The 17415-nt window shown below is 46.2% G+C and carries 17 protein-coding genes; 3 read left to right on the forward strand and 14 right to left on the reverse strand.

Annotated features, from left to right (window positions below; all coding sequences use genetic code 11):
* The first annotated feature begins 145 nt into the window (after nucleotides 1-145).
* A complete protein-coding gene (locus tag GRF55_RS06060; RefSeq protein WP_220367568.1) occupies nucleotides 146-1318 on the forward strand; it encodes an ATP-binding protein in 1173 nt (390 codons plus the stop codon).
* A 74-nt stretch (nucleotides 1319-1392) separates the two neighbouring features.
* Here the strand turns inward: GRF55_RS06060 and GRF55_RS11825 are convergent, their stop codons facing one another.
* The 7 genes from GRF55_RS11825 to GRF55_RS06095 all read right to left on the reverse strand — a co-directional run bounded on the left by GRF55_RS11825 (nucleotide 1393) and on the right by GRF55_RS06095 (nucleotide 8597).
* Complete coding sequence (locus GRF55_RS11825) at nucleotides 1393-1761, reverse strand: DUF2752 domain-containing protein (RefSeq protein WP_220367569.1); 369 nt, start codon at nucleotides 1759-1761, stop codon at nucleotides 1393-1395.
* 32 nt (nucleotides 1762-1793) lie between these two features.
* A complete protein-coding gene (locus GRF55_RS06070; protein ID WP_220367570.1) occupies nucleotides 1794-2258 on the reverse strand; it encodes a GYF domain-containing protein in 465 nt (154 codons plus the stop codon).
* 124 nt (nucleotides 2259-2382) lie between these two features.
* Nucleotides 2383-2793, reverse strand: a complete 411-nt coding sequence (locus tag GRF55_RS06075; protein WP_220367571.1) for an HU family DNA-binding protein — start codon at nucleotides 2791-2793, stop codon at nucleotides 2383-2385.
* 338 nt (nucleotides 2794-3131) lie between these two features.
* Nucleotides 3132-4664, reverse strand: a complete 1533-nt coding sequence (locus tag GRF55_RS06080) for a peptide MFS transporter (protein WP_220367572.1) — start codon at nucleotides 4662-4664, stop codon at nucleotides 3132-3134.
* A 70-nt stretch (nucleotides 4665-4734) separates the two neighbouring features.
* Nucleotides 4735-6255 carry a peptide MFS transporter gene (locus tag GRF55_RS06085; RefSeq protein WP_220369640.1) on the reverse strand — a complete coding sequence of 507 codons (1521 nt, stop codon included), beginning with the start codon at nucleotides 6253-6255 and terminating at the stop codon, nucleotides 4735-4737.
* A gap of 238 nt (nucleotides 6256-6493) precedes the next feature.
* Complete coding sequence (locus GRF55_RS06090; protein ID WP_220367573.1) at nucleotides 6494-7240, reverse strand: porin family protein; 747 nt, start codon at nucleotides 7238-7240, stop codon at nucleotides 6494-6496.
* Between the two features lie 4 nt (nucleotides 7241-7244).
* A complete protein-coding gene (locus tag GRF55_RS06095; RefSeq protein WP_220367574.1) occupies nucleotides 7245-8597 on the reverse strand; it encodes a LysM peptidoglycan-binding domain-containing protein in 1353 nt (450 codons plus the stop codon).
* A gap of 174 nt (nucleotides 8598-8771) precedes the next feature.
* Between GRF55_RS06095 and GRF55_RS06100 the strand changes: the two genes are divergently transcribed.
* On the forward strand, nucleotides 8772-9482 hold the full coding sequence (locus GRF55_RS06100; protein ID WP_220367575.1) for a gliding motility-associated C-terminal domain-containing protein: 711 nt from the start codon (nucleotides 8772-8774) through the stop codon (nucleotides 9480-9482).
* A 43-nt stretch (nucleotides 9483-9525) separates the two neighbouring features.
* Nucleotides 9526-12351: an excinuclease ABC subunit UvrA gene (gene uvrA / locus GRF55_RS06105; protein ID WP_220367576.1), complete on the forward strand. Its 2826-nt coding sequence runs from the start codon at nucleotides 9526-9528 to the stop codon at nucleotides 12349-12351.
* A 19-nt stretch (nucleotides 12352-12370) separates the two neighbouring features.
* Here the strand turns inward: uvrA and GRF55_RS06110 are convergent, their stop codons facing one another.
* The 7 genes from GRF55_RS06110 to GRF55_RS06140 all read right to left on the reverse strand — a co-directional run bounded on the left by GRF55_RS06110 (nucleotide 12371) and on the right by GRF55_RS06140 (nucleotide 17409).
* Nucleotides 12371-13033 (reverse strand): MgtC/SapB family protein, encoded by a 663-nt coding sequence (locus tag GRF55_RS06110; protein WP_220367577.1) that lies wholly within the window; start codon nucleotides 13031-13033, stop codon nucleotides 12371-12373.
* A 9-nt stretch (nucleotides 13034-13042) separates the two neighbouring features.
* Nucleotides 13043-13609, reverse strand: a complete 567-nt coding sequence (locus GRF55_RS06115) for a manganese efflux pump (RefSeq protein WP_220367578.1) — start codon at nucleotides 13607-13609, stop codon at nucleotides 13043-13045.
* A 213-nt stretch (nucleotides 13610-13822) separates the two neighbouring features.
* On the reverse strand, nucleotides 13823-14215 hold the full coding sequence (locus GRF55_RS06120; protein WP_220367579.1) for a hypothetical protein: 393 nt from the start codon (nucleotides 14213-14215) through the stop codon (nucleotides 13823-13825).
* Nucleotides 14216-14337: 122 nt separating this feature from the next.
* Nucleotides 14338-14877, reverse strand: a complete 540-nt coding sequence (locus GRF55_RS06125) for a hypothetical protein (RefSeq protein ID WP_255563729.1) — start codon at nucleotides 14875-14877, stop codon at nucleotides 14338-14340.
* 367 nt (nucleotides 14878-15244) lie between these two features.
* Nucleotides 15245-15763 carry a hypothetical protein gene (locus tag GRF55_RS06130; protein ID WP_220367580.1) on the reverse strand — a complete coding sequence of 173 codons (519 nt, stop codon included), beginning with the start codon at nucleotides 15761-15763 and terminating at the stop codon, nucleotides 15245-15247.
* Between the two features lie 617 nt (nucleotides 15764-16380).
* Nucleotides 16381-16938, reverse strand: a complete 558-nt coding sequence (locus tag GRF55_RS06135) for an NADH peroxidase (protein WP_220367581.1) — start codon at nucleotides 16936-16938, stop codon at nucleotides 16381-16383.
* A gap of 51 nt (nucleotides 16939-16989) precedes the next feature.
* The gene (locus GRF55_RS06140) at nucleotides 16990-17409 is read right to left on the reverse strand and encodes a Fur family transcriptional regulator (protein WP_220367582.1); all 420 of its coding nucleotides are present in this window, start codon (nucleotides 17407-17409) and stop codon (nucleotides 16990-16992) included.
* Between the last annotated feature and the right edge of the window lie 6 nt (nucleotides 17410-17415).

Consider the following 17415-nt stretch of genomic DNA (forward strand, 5'->3'; position numbering starts at 1 on the left):
CACAGACGTTTACGATGTACGACATACTTGTATGGGAACTTAAATTGCAAAAATTGCACTACTTTAGTGCATTTTTTCTCAAATATTGCACTACTTTAGTGCATTTTTTGTATCTTTGCATCGTAAACGTTAAAAACGCAAGCTCATGGATATAGCACTTGTTGAGTTTATGGAAGGACTTTTGAAGCAGACCACTTCAACGTTCCATCGGTATATGTACGACCGGATTAGCTGGGAGTCCCGTATGTTCGGTTTGGTTGGTCCAAGAGGTGTGGGAAAGTCTACGATGATACTCCAATACATCAAGGAGCATCGAGAAAAGCGGCGTATGCTGTACGTTACTGCCGACCACTTGTATTTCTCGTCACACACACTTGCAGAAACTGTAGATGAGTTTGTCAAAGAAGGTGGTGAACAGATTTTTATCGACGAAATTCACAAGTACGAAAATTGGTCAAGGGAATTGAAACAGATATACGATTCTCACACTGACCTGATAGTAGGTTTCACGGGCTCATCCGTGCTTGACATCTATAAGGGTTTTTCCGACCTGAGCCGACGGGCACCCATTTTCATGATGCAAGGACTCAGCTTCAGGGAATACCTCTGGCTGCGCCATGCAATAGAAGTGCCTGTCTATACGTTAAGCGAGATACTTGAGAACAAAGCCCGTCTCGATGCCGCCCGTCATCCATTGCCGCTATTTAACGATTACCTCCTAAAAGGCTACTACCCTTTCTCCGATGACTGCAATTACGAAATACGTTTGCGCCAAGTTATCAATCAAACCATGGAGGTTGACATTCCACAGTATGCCCACATGACGGCTGCTACAGGGCGCAAGTTGAAGAAACTGCTGGCCGTCATCGCCCAAAGTGTGCCCTTTAAGCCTGTGATGGATTCCCTCTCCACCGTTATTGGAGTCAGCAGGAATATTCTGCCCGATTATTTCCTGTATATGGAGCAAGCCGGAATGATAGGTCAGTTGCGCAACGATACGGGTGGCATCCGTGGCATTGGCAAAGTCGAAAAGGTGTACCTTGACAACACCAGCCTCGCCTACTTATTAGGCGGAGAAGCTACGGACATCGGCAATATCCGTGAGACGTTCTTCTATAATCAGATGCGAGTGACGACAGAAGTCATCAGCTCACGCATCAGTGACTTCGAGATTGCCGGTAAGACCTTTGAGGTTGGTGGAAAAAAGAAAGGCAAGAAGCAACTTACCGATGCCGCTGAGGGATATGTTGTCAGAGACGACATAGAATACGGATCGGGCAAAATCATTCCCCTCTGGGCATTCGGATTGACTTACTGACATCTGAGTGTCTAACGGAAGAAATACGGACTGCAGAAACCGATTTTTCGGGAGCAGGCATGACCATCTAAATCTCAGAGTTGCTCCGACAGATTACGTCCTATCCACCAAGCGGCAACAAGGAAAAGAAAAAAGAATATAAATCTTTTGTTATGCACACGCTTATACAGACGTGGCAGCTTCGTCCGATTCCGTTCCAGTATTATCAGAAAAAGAAAGAACGGTATGACAATGATCAAAAAAGAATTAGACATAAAAGCTTGTCGGAGTTCTCCATGAAGCAAAAAATGCAATGCCCGTTGCGAACCGCAACCCGGGCATTGCAAGCCTGTCAATGCTAAAAAGGGACATTGGGGAAATACATTATCTACAATCGGATTGAATATATAGTATATCCCCAGCACAATTGAAATGCCAATAATACTCCAAACAATTTTTGACATCAATCAACAAGTCATCTTTTTATCGCATTCCGTCAGAACAAAGGCAGTGTTGAGGTCGAGTTGACATATTTCCGCTCAAACTCCTCACTCTTCATCGTGAGCATCATGATACCTTGAATTAAAGTCACGACACCCCACAAACCGCAAGTCACGATAGAGAGCAGAATGCATATCAGTCCTCCTCCCGCCTTGCCAATATAGAAATAATGAATACCAAGCGTTCCTATCAAGATAGCCAATAAGCCTGCAACGCCTCGACTTTTTCCAGATGGACCAGCATCGAAGATACCAATATCACCGCCGTCTTGAGCAACAGAGTTGATTGGAGGTATCTGCAAAACGACATTTTTTAATTCATCTACTTGCGAAGCATCAAGCCAGTTGGGAAATCCTTCAGCCCATACTTTCGTATTAGATGTCACACCCTTTCCACGAAGCTCTTCAGGAGAATACGGACCTTCCTGTTGTCCGTTAATCATAACATAATACTTTGCCATAACGCACATTTTTAATTATTAATTAATGAGAAAGCATAATTACTTGCTTAATGCAAAGATAATGAAATAAACTCCAACAAACAAATATTATTCATAGAAATTCACTTCACCCAAATTTCTTCCCTCATTCATCCCTCCAACGCTCCACCTTCACGCCCTCAGCCAGCCGCTGGACGATGCATCCGTCCTTCCGACGATAGCCGGCGGGCTGGAACCTGCACTTCACACGCTTCACGTTCAAGTCGGTGCGGAACTTCTCCGGACTCTCCGCCGGCTCGCTCTCCACCGAGAGATGGAACCGCCCGAACCCATCGAGATTGACCGTCTGCCCTTCCGCCAGACAAGATTTCATCTGCTCCAACAGCTCGATGAGAATACCGCGCACCTCGCCCCGCTTGAACGTCGAGACATCCTGAATGCGCTCAGCCAGCTCGTCGATGCCCACTTCGCCCGTGCGCACCACTTTGGCATACCACTTTCCACGCGCCTTGTCATCACCAAACTTCTTCTTTTCCAATCTTACAAATACTGACATTTTGACCTCCTTATTATTTAAAAGTTAAACATTGATTATCAGAAACATCACCGCCCGTTATCCGAGTGTTGCCCTTTCGTTAAGCAATCTCATACGAGTTTCCATACCAATCTCGTACGAGTTTGGTGACCAATTTCGTACGACTTTGGTAACCAACTTCGTACGAGTTTGCTCAACAATATCGCCGTACTTGACTAACAACCATTGAACTTAGCAGCAATAATCGTGCCAATTTGCGCTTACAAAAAAGCCGCTGCGCAATCACTGCGCAGCGGCTCACGTTTTAGAACTATAAAAAAATTATTTTTAATAATGAGTTGTCATCTGTGTGAACTTCCTCAGCTTACTTTCTCCAAGCGTTTCATCATGGCGAACATGAAGAGGGCTGAGAGGATGCAGAGCACGAGGAATACGGTCCATACCAGTGTGAGTGGCAGCTTACCCCATAACAAACCACCGACACTGACAAGAAGGTTTCCAATGGCTGTAGCCACAAACCATCCGCCCATCATCATACCTTTGTATTTCGGTGGCGCTACCTTGGACACGAACGAAATGCCCATAGGTGACAGAAGCAGTTCGCCGAAAGTGAGAATGAGGTAGGTTCCGATGAGCCAATTGGCTGAAACGTCGGCTACATGCAAGCCTTTCATCTCGCCATCAACCATCCCTGTCTGTGGCATCGGCAGTCCGACTGATGCGATAATCATAACGATGAATGCTACTGCGGCAACCAACATACCGTATGCGATTTTACGCGGTGCGGAGGGTTCCTTGCCTTTCTTCGCCAGATAGGAGAAGATGAACATGGAGAATGGTGTGAGGGCCACGACGTAGAAGGGGTTGAATTGTTGGAAGATGGGTGCGCTAAGCTTGGTCACTCCATCCACGCGGGTATACTGCCAGATGAGGATGGCGATAGGTATAAGCACAAATGCACAGCTAATGCCTTTGCCTTTCGGTGTCTTACTTTGGAAGAAGCCGAATGCTCCGTAAACGATGAGCACAACGAGGAAAAGATTAAAGACATTGAACGCCATCGACTGAAGTCCCGTTGACTCTGTTTGTGTGAATTCATCGGCAAAATAAGTCAGCGAGAGTCCGTTCTGGTGGAAAGCCATCCAGAAGAAGATGACCACGGCAAATACGAGACAGAGTGCTACGATGCGTGCCTTGGTATCTTCTTTGGAGAGTTCTTCTACGGGTTGTTCAACTGCCTGTACGGCTGCAGTCTTATTGCCTCCTTCCACGTGGCGATAGAGAGGACGGAATGCATAGTAAATCGCTATCGATACAATGAGCGATACACACGCTACTGCGAAAGCAAGGTGATAGGCGTCATTGCCCGACATACCGAGACTGTTCTCGCCCCATTCTTTAATCTTTACTGCTGCTGTAGGTGCAAACATGGCGCCAATGTTGATTGCCATGTAGAAAAGCGAGAAAGCAGAGTCGCGTTTGTCAGCATACTTTGGGTCGTCATAGAGGTTGCCAACCATCACTTGCAGGTTGCCCTTGAAGAGTCCTGTACCGAGGGAGATAAACAACAATGCTGCAAGCATGACAAGCATAGCAACTGTGTTGCCACCCATAGGAAGGGAGAGAAGTAAATAACCGGCAAACATGATAATGATGCCAGTGGTGACCATCTTACCGAAACCGAACTTATCAGCCATGATACCGCCTATTAGCGGAAGAAAGTAAACAAGTCCAAGGAAGGTAGAGTAAATCACTCCTGCCGTTCCGGGCTCTAATCCGAAATTGGCTCTTAAAAACAGAGCGAAGACGGCAATCATGGTGTAGTAGCCGAAGCGCTCACCGGTGTTGGCAAGTGCCAACGCAAATAAACCTTTAGGTTGTCCTTCAAACATAATGTCTCAATAAATTTAAAAAAGCGGAGACCCGTCACGAGGGCGAGTCTCCGCTTTATATTTAATAATGTTATTTAGTCACACGCTCGAGCCATTTGAGCATACCCAACATTACACCCATTGAGATGAGGCAGAACCCTGCAAATACAGCCCAACATTGCCACTGCTGTGGGAAACTATTGAGCATGGTCACACCAAGGGCGATGAACAGGTTGCCTATAGCCGTAGCACATAGCCACAGACCTTGACAGATACCCTGTAAGTGTTGAGGTGCAATCTTAGATACAAACGACAGACCGAGTGGAGAGATGAACAACTCTGCCACGGTCAGGAAGAAGTAGGTGACAATCAGTACCCACGGACCGGCTTTCATTGAAACCTTAATAGCTTCGGGCAAACTCTTGAATGCTTCGCCAGAAGGATATCCGTTGGTAATGGAGATAGCCATAAGGAATATGTATGCACAGGCTGCAACAAACATACCAAGTGCGATTTTCTTTGGCGTTGAGATTTCCTTACCTTTCTTTGCCAATGCACCAAACAATATCATGATGATAGGTGTGAGCACAATCACAAAGAACGGGTTGATACACTGCCAAATTTCAGGAGCAATTGCATTTGTATCGCAGAAGTCGCGAGCGAATACTGAGAGCGACTGTCCGTTCTGGTGGAATGAGAACCAGAAGAATACTGCCACACCCAGCACAGCAAACAAGGCATACATGCGTTGTCTAATTTCCTTAGCGTCAGCTGCAACCTCTTCTTTGGAGACTGTTTGGACTTCCTTAACTTTCTTGACAGGATTGGGATATACCTTGCGAGTAGCCACGAAAATGAGGAAAGATGCAATCATAGCCAAAGCTGATGCAATGAACGAGTAATGCACACCTGTATTGAAACTTTCAAGATAATTAGTGCAGAATGTTGCCATATCGCCCACCTGACCACCATTCAGGATAGAACTTTCAGCAAGCGTAGTGAGGTTTTGAACGTCATCGCCTTTCAGCGTGTTATCCAAAAATCCATGGCACAGACGAGGCAGGTCAGCGTTATAGATAAATCCGTCGAGCTTGAGCATAGCGCTGCGCAGCAATGGTGCAACGAAAGGTGCAATCACGCCGCCAATGTTGATGAAGACGTAGAATATCTGGAAACCGCTGTCACGACGCGACTTGGCGATAGCAAGTTCCTCGGCTCCCTTTTTGGCTGCCTCGGCCTCATAGTTGTCATACATCTGACCCACAATAGCCTGCAAGTTGCCTTTGAACAGACCATTTCCGGCAGCAATAAGCACAAGGGCAAGACAAGTCAGTATGAGCACCCACATAGGAACTGCGCCAGGGTTGCCACCGAATACCGGTATAGACAGAATTACATAGCCCGTCGCCATAACAAGGAGGCCTGCCATGATTGTACCTTTGAAGTTCTGCAACTTGTCGGCAACCATACCACCGGGAAGGCTAAGTACATAAATGAGAAAATAGAACACGGCATAAATCCATCCTGCAATGTCGTCGCTGATACCAAACTTTGAACACAAGAAAAGTAACAGCACTGCATTCATGATGTAATAACCAAATCGTTCGCCCATATTTGACAGGGCTGCCGAAATAAGACCCTTAGGGTGTTTCTTCTTTGCCTCAATCACATAGTAGATGAGAAAGGGCACAACTACAACCAAAATCGCTAACAGCATAGCCACCATGCGATTGTTGTTCCATAAATTTTGTAACATAATCTGTTTGTTTTTTAAGTTAATAATTATTTATATTCAATTTCATTTTCATTTTTAATCTGCAACGATTGTCAGTTTCGAACACTTTCTTTCGTTAGTGTTTTTTATGTTTCGTGCGCACAATGTCGAACAGATAGGTAAATTTGAAGACAATGTTTCCGAAGTTAGATTTTCCGAAATAGTCTTTCTTTGAATCGCCATAAATGTTTCCCAAGCCGAAATAATAGCGTGCTTCGAGGATGAAATGCCCCGCCTTTGGCAACGAATATTCCATGCCAATGCCTGCAGCAATGCCATAATCGAACTTGTTTTCGACAGCCATCGTATCTTGTGCGACGATGGTATTTGCGCGGTCGGTCATATTTCGGTCGGCGAAGTTGAAGTTCGTCGAAGTGGACTCGTTGAGATAGACACCTATCTGCGGACCGGCTTGGATGAAGAACTGTGCTCCCCGCTCCTCTCTTCCCCACGCCAAGTGGGCAAAGACGGGTATCTGAACATAATTGATGGTGCGCGAATACTCCTCAGCCAGTCCTGTCACGGGATTGATGACCGGTTGATCCGTGCGGTCAAGGATATTTTCCTTCCATCCGATGGAGGCATAGTTGACTTCTGCGAGAATGGAGCAAATGGTACTGAAATATTTTTCGCAGACGTATTTGACGGTCAGACCGCCGGTGATTCCGCCGTGCATGGTCTGTGGCACTTTCGGACTGAATCCCACATTGCTCAGGATATAACCGCCATTGACGCCGATGCTGAGGTCGTTGCGATGTGAACCGACCTGTGCATGGCTGCATAGTGCGATAAGCAAGAGGGAAATAACCGTCAGTTTCCGCATGTGTCTAATAACTTATTGCTTCGATTGTCTGGTTTTTGAGATAATGAATCAGCATGAACGCCTTGTTCTGTTTCCCTGCCCCTTCGGCTTTAAAAGCGAGTGGCGTCTGAACAGGTTTGTAGGTTGTTTCGCCTTTCGTGCCGCCGAAGTTTTTGCCATACTTACTGATTCCGCCGATGAAGAAGCAGCCATGGTCGAATCCTGTCAGCGCAAAACGCGGAAGCGCCTGCATCATATCGGTACGGAACCAATTGCGATAGTTCGTCTCCACCCACTTGGTGTCTGCCGAAAGTGGGTTGTAGTAGAATGTGGTGGGAATATAGGCGTTATACTGATAGAATAGTTTCTCATAAACTTGTGTGTACATGAGCCACTCAATATATCCGAACATCGAGATTTCTGCCTTCGAACCCTCGCTCACCATCTTGTTGAGCTTGGCAAAAACGGTGTTCAGTTCCGGCGAACGGCTGGTATTCAAGACTACGATGTTCGGCTTCTTCTTGCTGAAAGCCTTTGCGAAATCCTCGTCTGAGGAGTTGATGTCGGTCAGCCGATACTTGATGCGCTTGTCTTCCAAAGCCTTTCTGAGATTTGCGGTGAACGCTCCGCGGCTGCTCTCGGTTGCGTCGTTACAGTTGATAAACACCGGCTGACAGCCTTTGAAACGCTCGATGAAACTGTTAACGGCTGAAGTGTTTAGGCTTGAAGGGCTTTGATACACCTGATAGATGCTCGCATAATTTTTCACATCCTCGCCAGAAATGGAGAATGGGATGACCATCTTGATGTTGTGTTTCTGACAGAATTCTGCCAACGGCTTGACCATGTTGGTGTAGAGCGGTCCGAAAATGATGTCGCATTTGTCGGCACCTTTCTCCAGAAGTGTCATGCGGACATCTGCCTCTATAGGCACGTTCCAAGCCTGCACATCCACGGAGATACCGTCTTTCTTCAATCTGTCGCACGCCAAGAGCAAGCCCCGATAATACTCCACCATCCGTTTTCCGTCGCCGTTGATGTCGTGAAGCGGCAACATCACACCGACTCGCACTTTGTTCATTGCCAGAGTTTGAGTCGCCGGTTGCTGAGTATTACTGCTCTGCACCGCATTGTTTGGAGTATTGGTATATGGAATGTTGATGTAATCGCCTTTTTTGAGTTCGTATCCTTCAATGTTCATTTCAGGATTGACCGCCTTCAGCTGCTCAATCGTCACATTATATTGCTTTGAAATACCGAAAAGCGTTTCGCTCTTTTTCACTTTATGCTGCTCACGTATGGAAGGCGTTTGGGCATGAAGTGTCACCATCGCCCCCATAAATAATGTCAGAAAAAAATATCTCAAATAACGTCTCATAATCAAAAATTATTCATTTCCTTTGCAAAGATAGTGTAAATCGGGCGAAGAGCAAAATAATTTGTTTAGTTTTTTAGTTCTTTTGCAACAAAGCAAATTTAATTTTGTGTTTTCGTCATTATTTTGTAATTTTGCAAAGTTTTCCACGTTACAAATATAAAAATGTGTTGACGTATGAAGAAGAACAGGTTATTGGCAGCTATTATATGTATGTTTTCCTTTTCCCTTTTGGGCTTGGCGGATGATGTTCCGACCATCAATCCGACGGCATTTTACTTCACTCCGGGACACGAGGACGAGGGAGAAGAGAGCGTTGACTTTTCTGGTTCGGCACCGCTCGTCGGGCGTTTTACGGCAAATCCGCAGCATACCGAAGGCTGGAACACATACTACGAATGGCGCATCACGCCCGAAGGAGAGAGTTCGCCATTTCTCGTCCGCTACGAAGAGAACACGGAATATACGTTCACGACTGCAGGATCGTTCCACATTGTGCTGTATGCAACGTTCTCCAGAGGCAGCGAGCGCATTGAATATACGGAAGAATACTGGAGCGACTTTGGTCCGCTTCGGGTAAGCATCCACGAGAGCAAGCTCGAGATGCCGAATGCTTTTTCCCCGAACGGCGACCCCTATAACCAAATTTATAAAGCCAAGACTTATCAGAGTATCGTGGAATTTCACGCATACATTTTCAACCGCTGGGGACAAAAACTATATGAATGGACAGACCCGGCTGGCGGTTGGGACGGCACCTTTCACGGGAAACCGGTGAAAGAAGGCGTATATTTTGTGTTGGTCAAAGCGAAAGGTGCTGACGGACGTGTGTATAACATCAGGCGCGACGTCAATCTCTTGCGCGGATATAGGGAATATGACGAATAGGATGACTTGACGGTGGGAAAACACTCAGTTCTTATCTGATAAAATGAAACGGGAAGACAAGAAAATCAACGTATGGGGGGCGCGCATGCACAACTTGAAAAATGTGGATGTGGAGATACCACGTGGCAGTCTGACGGTCATCACGGGACTGAGCGGAAGTGGCAAATCGTCACTGGCATTCGACACGATTTTCGCCGAAGGACAGCGCCGCTACATCGAAACCTTCTCGGCTTATGCAAGAAATTTTCTCGGCGGACTGGAGCGTCCCGACGTGGATAAGATTACCGGACTCTCCCCCGTCATCAGTATCGAACAAAAGACAACGAACAAAAACCCACGCTCGACCGTAGGCACGACAACGGAAATCTACGACTACATGCGACTGCTTTTTGCCCGCGCCGGAACGGCTTATAGCTATATGACCGGCGAGAAGATGGTGAAATATACTGAGGAGAAAGTGGTTGAAATGATTCTTTCCGAGTATGCCGACAAACGTGTGTATATCCTGTCGCCCATCGTGCGACAGCGAAAAGGACATTATCGCGAGCTTTTCGAGAGCATGCGCAAGAAAGGCTACCTCCATGTGCGCATCGACGGCGAGCTGCATGAACTGGAACGTGGAATGAAGGTTGACCGCTACAAAAACCACAACATCGAGGTAGTGATTGACCGTCTGCAAATCAAATCGGGCGACAAGGAGCGCCTCGTAAAGACCATTGAGACGGCAATGCGACAGGGCGACGGCACCATCATGATATATAATGTGGATGATGGGAGCGTGAAAAACTTTTCCAAGCGCCTGATGTGCCCCACGACAGGCATCTCGTATGGTGACCCTGCACCCAACTTATTCTCGTTCAACTCACCGGAAGGAGCGTGCCCTCGATGCAAAGGACTGGGACGCATCAATGAGATTGACCTGGAAAAGGTCATACCCAACAAAAAGGCTTCCATTCGCGAAGGAGCCATTGCACCGTTAGGGAAATATAAGAACCAGATGATTTTCTGGCAAATAGAGAGTATCTTGCAGCGCTTTGAGTGTGACTTAGACACCCCGTTCGAACAGATACCGCAGGAAGCATTGTCTGAAATTCTCTACGGCTCGCTCCAGAACGTGAGGATTGCGAAAGAGCGTGTACACACGTCAACCGACTATTTCGTCACGTTCGATGGCATCATCAAGTATCTTCGCAGCGTGATGGAGAATGACGACAGCAGCTCGGGACAGAAATGGGCTGAACAATTTCTTGCCACCTGCGTGTGTCCCGAATGTAACGGGCAGCGACTCAAGCGCGAATCCCTCTCCTATCGCATTTGGGAGAAGAACATTGCCGAGCTGTCGAACATGGACATATCGGAACTTCGCAGCTGGTTTGACGACTGTCTGCCTCATCTTGAAGAGAAAGAACGCAAGATTGCATCTGAAATCGTCAAGGAAATCTGCACACGACTCGATTTCATGTTGGACGTCGGACTCGACTATCTCTCGCTCGACCGCCAGTCTGCAAGCCTCTCCGGAGGTGAAAGTCAACGCATACGCCTGGCAACACAAATCGGTTCACAGCTGGTCAACGTGCTCTATATCCTTGACGAACCCAGCATCGGACTGCACCAGCGCGACAACGTCCGCCTGATCAATTCCCTGAAAGAATTGCGCGATTTGGGCAATACGGTGATTGTGGTTGAGCACGACAAGGAGATGATGCTGTCGGCTGACTATGTGATTGACATCGGTCCGCTGGCTGGAAGAAAAGGCGGCAAGGTGGTTTTCCAGGGAACTCCTTCGGAACTCTTGAAGCAAGACACGCTCACAGCCAATTACCTGAGTGGGAAAATCAAGATAGAGATTCCCACAAAGCGGCGTCCAGGCAATGGTAAACACATCGTCATCAAAAATGCGAGCGGCAATAATCTCAAGCATGTTGATGTGGATTTCCCGCTCGGAAAACTGATTCTGGTGACTGGCGTCAGCGGCTCCGGCAAGTCAACGCTCATCAACGAGACGCTGCAGCCCATCCTTTCAAAACATTTCTATCGTTCGCTGAAAGCCCCCATGCCTTACGAAAGCATTGAGGGAGTGGAACATATCGACAAGGTGGTGAATGTGGATCAAGCGCCTATCGGACGCACACCACGCTCTAATCCCGCCACCTATACAGGCGTTTTCAGCGATATCCGCTCGCTGTTCGTCAACCTTCCCGAAGCAAAAATCCGTGGATACAAGCCCGGACGGTTCTCTTTCAACGTGAAGGGCGGAAGGTGTGATACATGCGGAGGAAACGGTTACAAGACGATTGAGATGAATTTCCTGCCCGACGTGATGGTGCCGTGCGAATCCTGCCACGGGAAACGCTACAACCGCGAGACGCTCGAGGTGCGCTACAAAGGCAAGTCGATTGCCGACGTGCTTGACATGACCATCAATCAGGCTGTGGAGTTCTTTGAGAATGTGCCGAACATCCTGCAGAAAATCAAGACCCTGCAAGATGTCGGATTGGGATATATCAAACTCGGGCAGCCGTCAACCACCCTTTCCGGCGGAGAGAGTCAGCGCGTGAAACTCGCAACCGAACTCTCGAAACGCGACACTGGACGGACGCTCTATATTCTTGACGAACCGACAACCGGTCTGCACTTCGAGGATATCCGCATATTGATGAACGTTCTCCAGCAACTGGTTGACCGGGGAAACACGGTTATCATCATCGAGCACAACCTTGATGTCATCAAACTGGCTGACCACATCATCGACATGGGACCGGAAGGAGGCAGAAAGGGCGGAACCGTCCTTTCCACCGGAACACCCGAAGAAGTGGCTAAATCAAAGAAAGGATATACGCCGAAGTTCTTGAAGGAAGAACTGAAATGACCTCATCCCCACCCCGCTCTTACTCTAAATTCTCGATGGTCACGCCGTCGAACATTGCCATAAACTCAAACAGATTGGCATGGAAATTCTCACGCCTGACCTTCATCTCCATCGTGATAGTGAGCACTTTCCCCTGAGCAGTCTCCCGCTCTTTCATCTGGTATGACTCCACATCCACCTCCTGTTTGCGCAGAACGGCGAGCACATTGTTGGCTGCCTCTTGCGACGGAGCGGAAAAGGTGACGGCGAGATGCTTGGAACCGAATCGCTTGTTGATGAAATGCATCAGCTCCAAACTGAGCAGCACCAAGACCGTTGCCGCTATCGCCAGCACATACATCCCCGAGCCACATGTCAGACCGATGGCAGAGACCGTCCAAAGACCTGCAGCTGTGGTCAGACCGCGCACCACCTGCTTCTGAAAGATAATCGTACCGGCACCGATAAAACCGATGCCCGACACGACTTGCGCCGCCACACGCGACGGGTCGAGCGAGACATGATCATGCGTGAGCACATCGGCAAAGCCAAATTGTGATATGAGCATGAACAAGGCACTTCCCAACGCAACGAGCGAATGGGTTCGGAAACCGGCTTCCTTCGCACGAAACTCCCGTTCAAATCCGATGATTCCGCCTAACAAGGCTGCAACAACGATGCGGGTTATCAATTCTATCGTCATATTCTTCTCCTAAATATAGTGTTCCAACAATATCTTTACGCCTATCAAAATCAGTATCAAACCGCCAAGAAGTTCGGGGCGTATCCGCTTGGCAATACTATCTCCGAACCTTATGCCCAAAAGATGTCCAAGCAAACTGAACAGCAGTGAGGTCACGCCAATCACGATGAGCGGAACAAGAAGTTTGTCCAACGTCCCGTAGCCGATGCAGGCAAAAGACGCACCTATCGCCAGGGCATCGATGCTTGTTGCGAGCGACAAGACGAAAAGGGTTTGCGTGGAAAAGGGATTGAAATGGGTCTCTTCCTCGAAAGCCTCCTTCACCATCCGACCACCCACGAACAGCAGTAGCCCAAAAGCTATCCAATGACCAACCGACTCGATCTGGCTACTGAACGTATTGACTCCCAACCATCCCAAAAGAGGCATTCCCGCCTGAAACAATCCAAACAAAAAAGCCATCTTCCATATCAAGTTCCAATGCGTCCTGCGAACGATAACACCGCTCGCAAGAGACACCGAAAAGCAGTCCATTGCCAAAGCCACTGCCAGCAAAATCAACTCTAACGTACTCATTACTCTGGCAAATTTAAGCAATTTTCTTGAAATACATGTCAGATGAGGCAAAGAATATGCACCTGCATGTGGCAGTTAGCTGCATATTATATATATGTGTAACAAAAGGAATATGGGTTTATAGCGCCTTTTATGATAAGTAGGTTAAAACCTCAGTCTAATTTTATATCGAGAAAAATAATTACCAGATTGTAATAGTTCTTATCATATTCGTTATTCATGTAATTCCGGATATAATTCCGGGTCGCCTGTCGAACGGTCAATAAACTCTTCGTCATATTCTTCCCCAGGAAACAAGTCGTCGAAATCTGGGTCTTCATATGGGTCAATGTCATCATCATCCAGCTCATCATCCTTGGAGGTAATATTCACTCGTTTTCGCTCTTTTATGGTATTAGCAATGCACTCATTATAATGTCGAAAAGAGTCACGCCATTGCAAATATTTCTCTTCTCTGATTCTTTGTTGTTCTGCTTCGACTCGACGTCGCTCTTGGTTCCGTTCTCGTTCTTGCAGGGCGAAATAAATGGTTATGCCATACAGTATTGATAAAAATATAATCGTTACCAACAATTTCTGCCAGAACTGCTTACCCAATTTCGCCATAGCACTAATCTTTTAAGTTTGCAAATGGTCGGCGCCCATTATGTTTTGCTTTGAACTCTGCAATCATTCTCTTTTCAATGTCTCGCGGATTCTCGTTAGTCGTTTTCCAGCAAACGATCAAGTCACGAGAGTTTGCCAATTGCCAGACATACCTCCCCCCCCCAGTGGCCAATCTTTTTGCCCATACCAAATTTCAAATACTGCATCAGTCTTGACTGAAGCGTAGCGTTAGTCGTCCCACCAGCTTTGCCAATATACAGTATGTTTGTATCATCAATCCAGTTTGCCTCTAATTCTGATATGTCCACATTCGGGTTCTTATCCTTAAAGAATCCTCCTGTCCCATTCGTAAGAAAAGTAGGTTGTGCGTTTTTCGGTAAAATTAAAACGTAAACACCTTGCTCTTTCGGTATTTGATGAGGATTTGTCATTAAGTCGCCTACTGTCAAAAAACCTTCAAAGCTTTGCTGCTTCAGGTTTTCCAGATCCAAGTTCTCTTTTGATAAATCAAGTGCGTTACCAACAAAATTGTTGTAATGGGCGATGGCATCGGTCATTATCTCGTCATGGTCAAAGGCAAGGGATGGCAGTGAGTTGATTGGCCGCAACTGCGCTTTTGGTTGTTGTTGGCTGGTGCTTTCCATTGCTTCCGTTGGTTTCAATATAAATCTTCTTCCTGTTTACAACGCCTTTATGATAAGTAGGTTAAAACCTGTATCACGTAATTTGCTGTTGCAAAGATAATTATTTTCTTTTTAATAACAAAAAAAGCGATGTTTTTTATCTGAAAGATACTTTCTGATTTTGTTTTTTTCTTGATTTCGCAGGAAAATGGTGAAGCAAGTTTCAGCGATTGAATCGGCGAAAGCGTCATCTTTTCGTGAGGGGATAATTATGATTAGAGTTTGTTTGCCCACCGTCAGGCGTTCCCTCCCCATTTCGGGGAGGGTTTGGGTGGGGCTCCTTTATGCTTGCATAAATTTACGTTAATATTTATTCATGACAATTATTATAACCGTTTTATGTATTCTATTCCCAATCTATTTCCTTGTAGGGTTCTACTACTTTAGAAAAACAAAGGCGAGTTGAATCATTTTGTAATACTAATATATATATCGGAGGTTTAGAGAACGGCTTCTCTTTCTTAAATATAACAGAATACCTTCCATTTAAAATGCTCGCAGGAGTCTCTATCAAAATGGAATCTGAATCTTGGCTTATGATTTCCCAAGTTCCTTTTTGGTTGTTCTTCCAAACTTCAAAAGCAGCTCCTTCTATCTTATCATGGGTGGATAGCATACAAGGTAATTCAATCTTGTTATTTTTTATTTCAAGAATACTTGCAATTGGCCTAAAATTAAAATTTCTATAAACCTCAGTATATTCCCAAAGTATATTATACTCCCCTTGCAATTTTTTATACAAACGATGTTGTTTGAATAGCATGTTGCTACAAAAATAGAATAAAGAGATAACGATAATGAATATACTGAAAAGCATGAATTTATTTCTTAATATATGGTTTATATCTTTTTGTTTTAGAATCATATCTGCCTACTTTTTTTAAGAATTTGCTGTCCTATTCTGTTTATAACACCTTTTATGACAAGCTGATTAAAACCTATATCATGTAATTTACTGTTGCAAAGATAATTATTTTCTTTTTGAAAGCAAAAAAAGCGATGTTTTTTATCTGAAAGATACTTTCTGATTTTGTTTTTTTCTTGATTTCGCAGGAAAATGGGAAGCAAGTTTCAGCGATTGAATTAGCGAAAGAATCATCTTTTCGTGAGGGGATAATTATGATTAGAGCTCGTTTGCTTACCGTCAGGCGTTCCCTCCCCATTTCGGGGAGGGTTTGGGTGGGGCTCCTTTATGCTTGTATAAACATACGGAAAAGGGCGTATAAATATACGGTTGAACTTTCGCTTTCCAAAAGTTCAACTTTTGCGTCCTAAAAGTTCAACTTTCACCGCCTAAAAGTTCAACTTTTGCAAGCTAAAAGTTGAACTTTTGGAAAGCACTACTTAATGTATTGATAACCAATGGTTTACAAACACCCTCGCGAGAGCTTTGCTTATGTATAAATATACAAGGGGGGGCAGGATGAACCAAATCACCCTGCCCCCGTCTATTGTCAATCCGGAAAAGTAATCAGGAAGAGATTATTCTCCGAAGTAGCGCTTCAGCAATCCGGCAAAGCCTGCTCCGTGGCGAGCTTCGTCCTTTGCCATCTCGTGAACGGTGTCGTGAATGGCGTCGAATCCTGCTGCCTTTGCGTTCTTGGCAATGCGGAACTTGTCTTCGCATGCTCCAGCCTCAGCAGCAGCACGCTTCTCGAGATTGGTCTTCGTGTCCCACACGCACTCACCGAGCAACTCTGCAAAGCGGCTGGCATGGTCTGCCTCTTCGTAAGCATAGCGTTTGAATGCCTCTGCAATCTCGGGATAGCCCTCACGGTCTGCCTGGCGAGCCATGGCAATATACATGCCCACTTCGCCACATTCGCCGTTGAAATGGTTGCGCAGGTCCTGAATCATCTCTTCGCTGACGCCCTCAGGTTTGCCGTCGCCAATTTTGTGTACTGTGGCATATTCAGGAGCTTCGTCTTCATTCATCTCCTTGAATTTGTCTGCCGGAGCCTTACATACCGGGCACTGCTCGGGTGCCTCTGTTCCTTCGTGGATGTATCCACATACGGTGCAAATAAATTTTTTCTTCATAATGTTTTTGTTTTAAAAGTTAATATAAAATATGGTTGAATTTCCAACATGCTAATTTGTCTCCCTGCACTTCGCACAGACACCTTTATAATAGAGCTGCACTTCATTCACCTGATGCCCCTCAGCCTCAAAGTGCGGCGGCATAAGGGGTGCCTGTTCCTGGTGCAGGTCATAGATTTTCCCGCACTGACGGCAGAAGAAATGCACGTGCGGCTGCATCTCCCCGTCGTAGCAAACGCGGTGGTCATCGATGGTAATCATTGTTGCAGCACCTTGCTCTGCAAACATTCGAAGCGTATTATAAACGGTGGTCTTACTTAAAGTAGGAATGTCTCTGCACAATCCGTTATAGACATCCTCTACCGTAGGATGAACGCGATGGGTCATCAGGTATTCCATGATTGCCATCCGCTGCACCGACGGCTTGATGCCATGCGCCGTCAGCCTCTCTATGACTTCTGCCTTTTTCATATTTTC

This window comes from Prevotella sp. Rep29, assembly GCF_019551475.1.
GTDB lineage: Bacteria > Bacteroidota > Bacteroidia > Bacteroidales > Bacteroidaceae > Prevotella.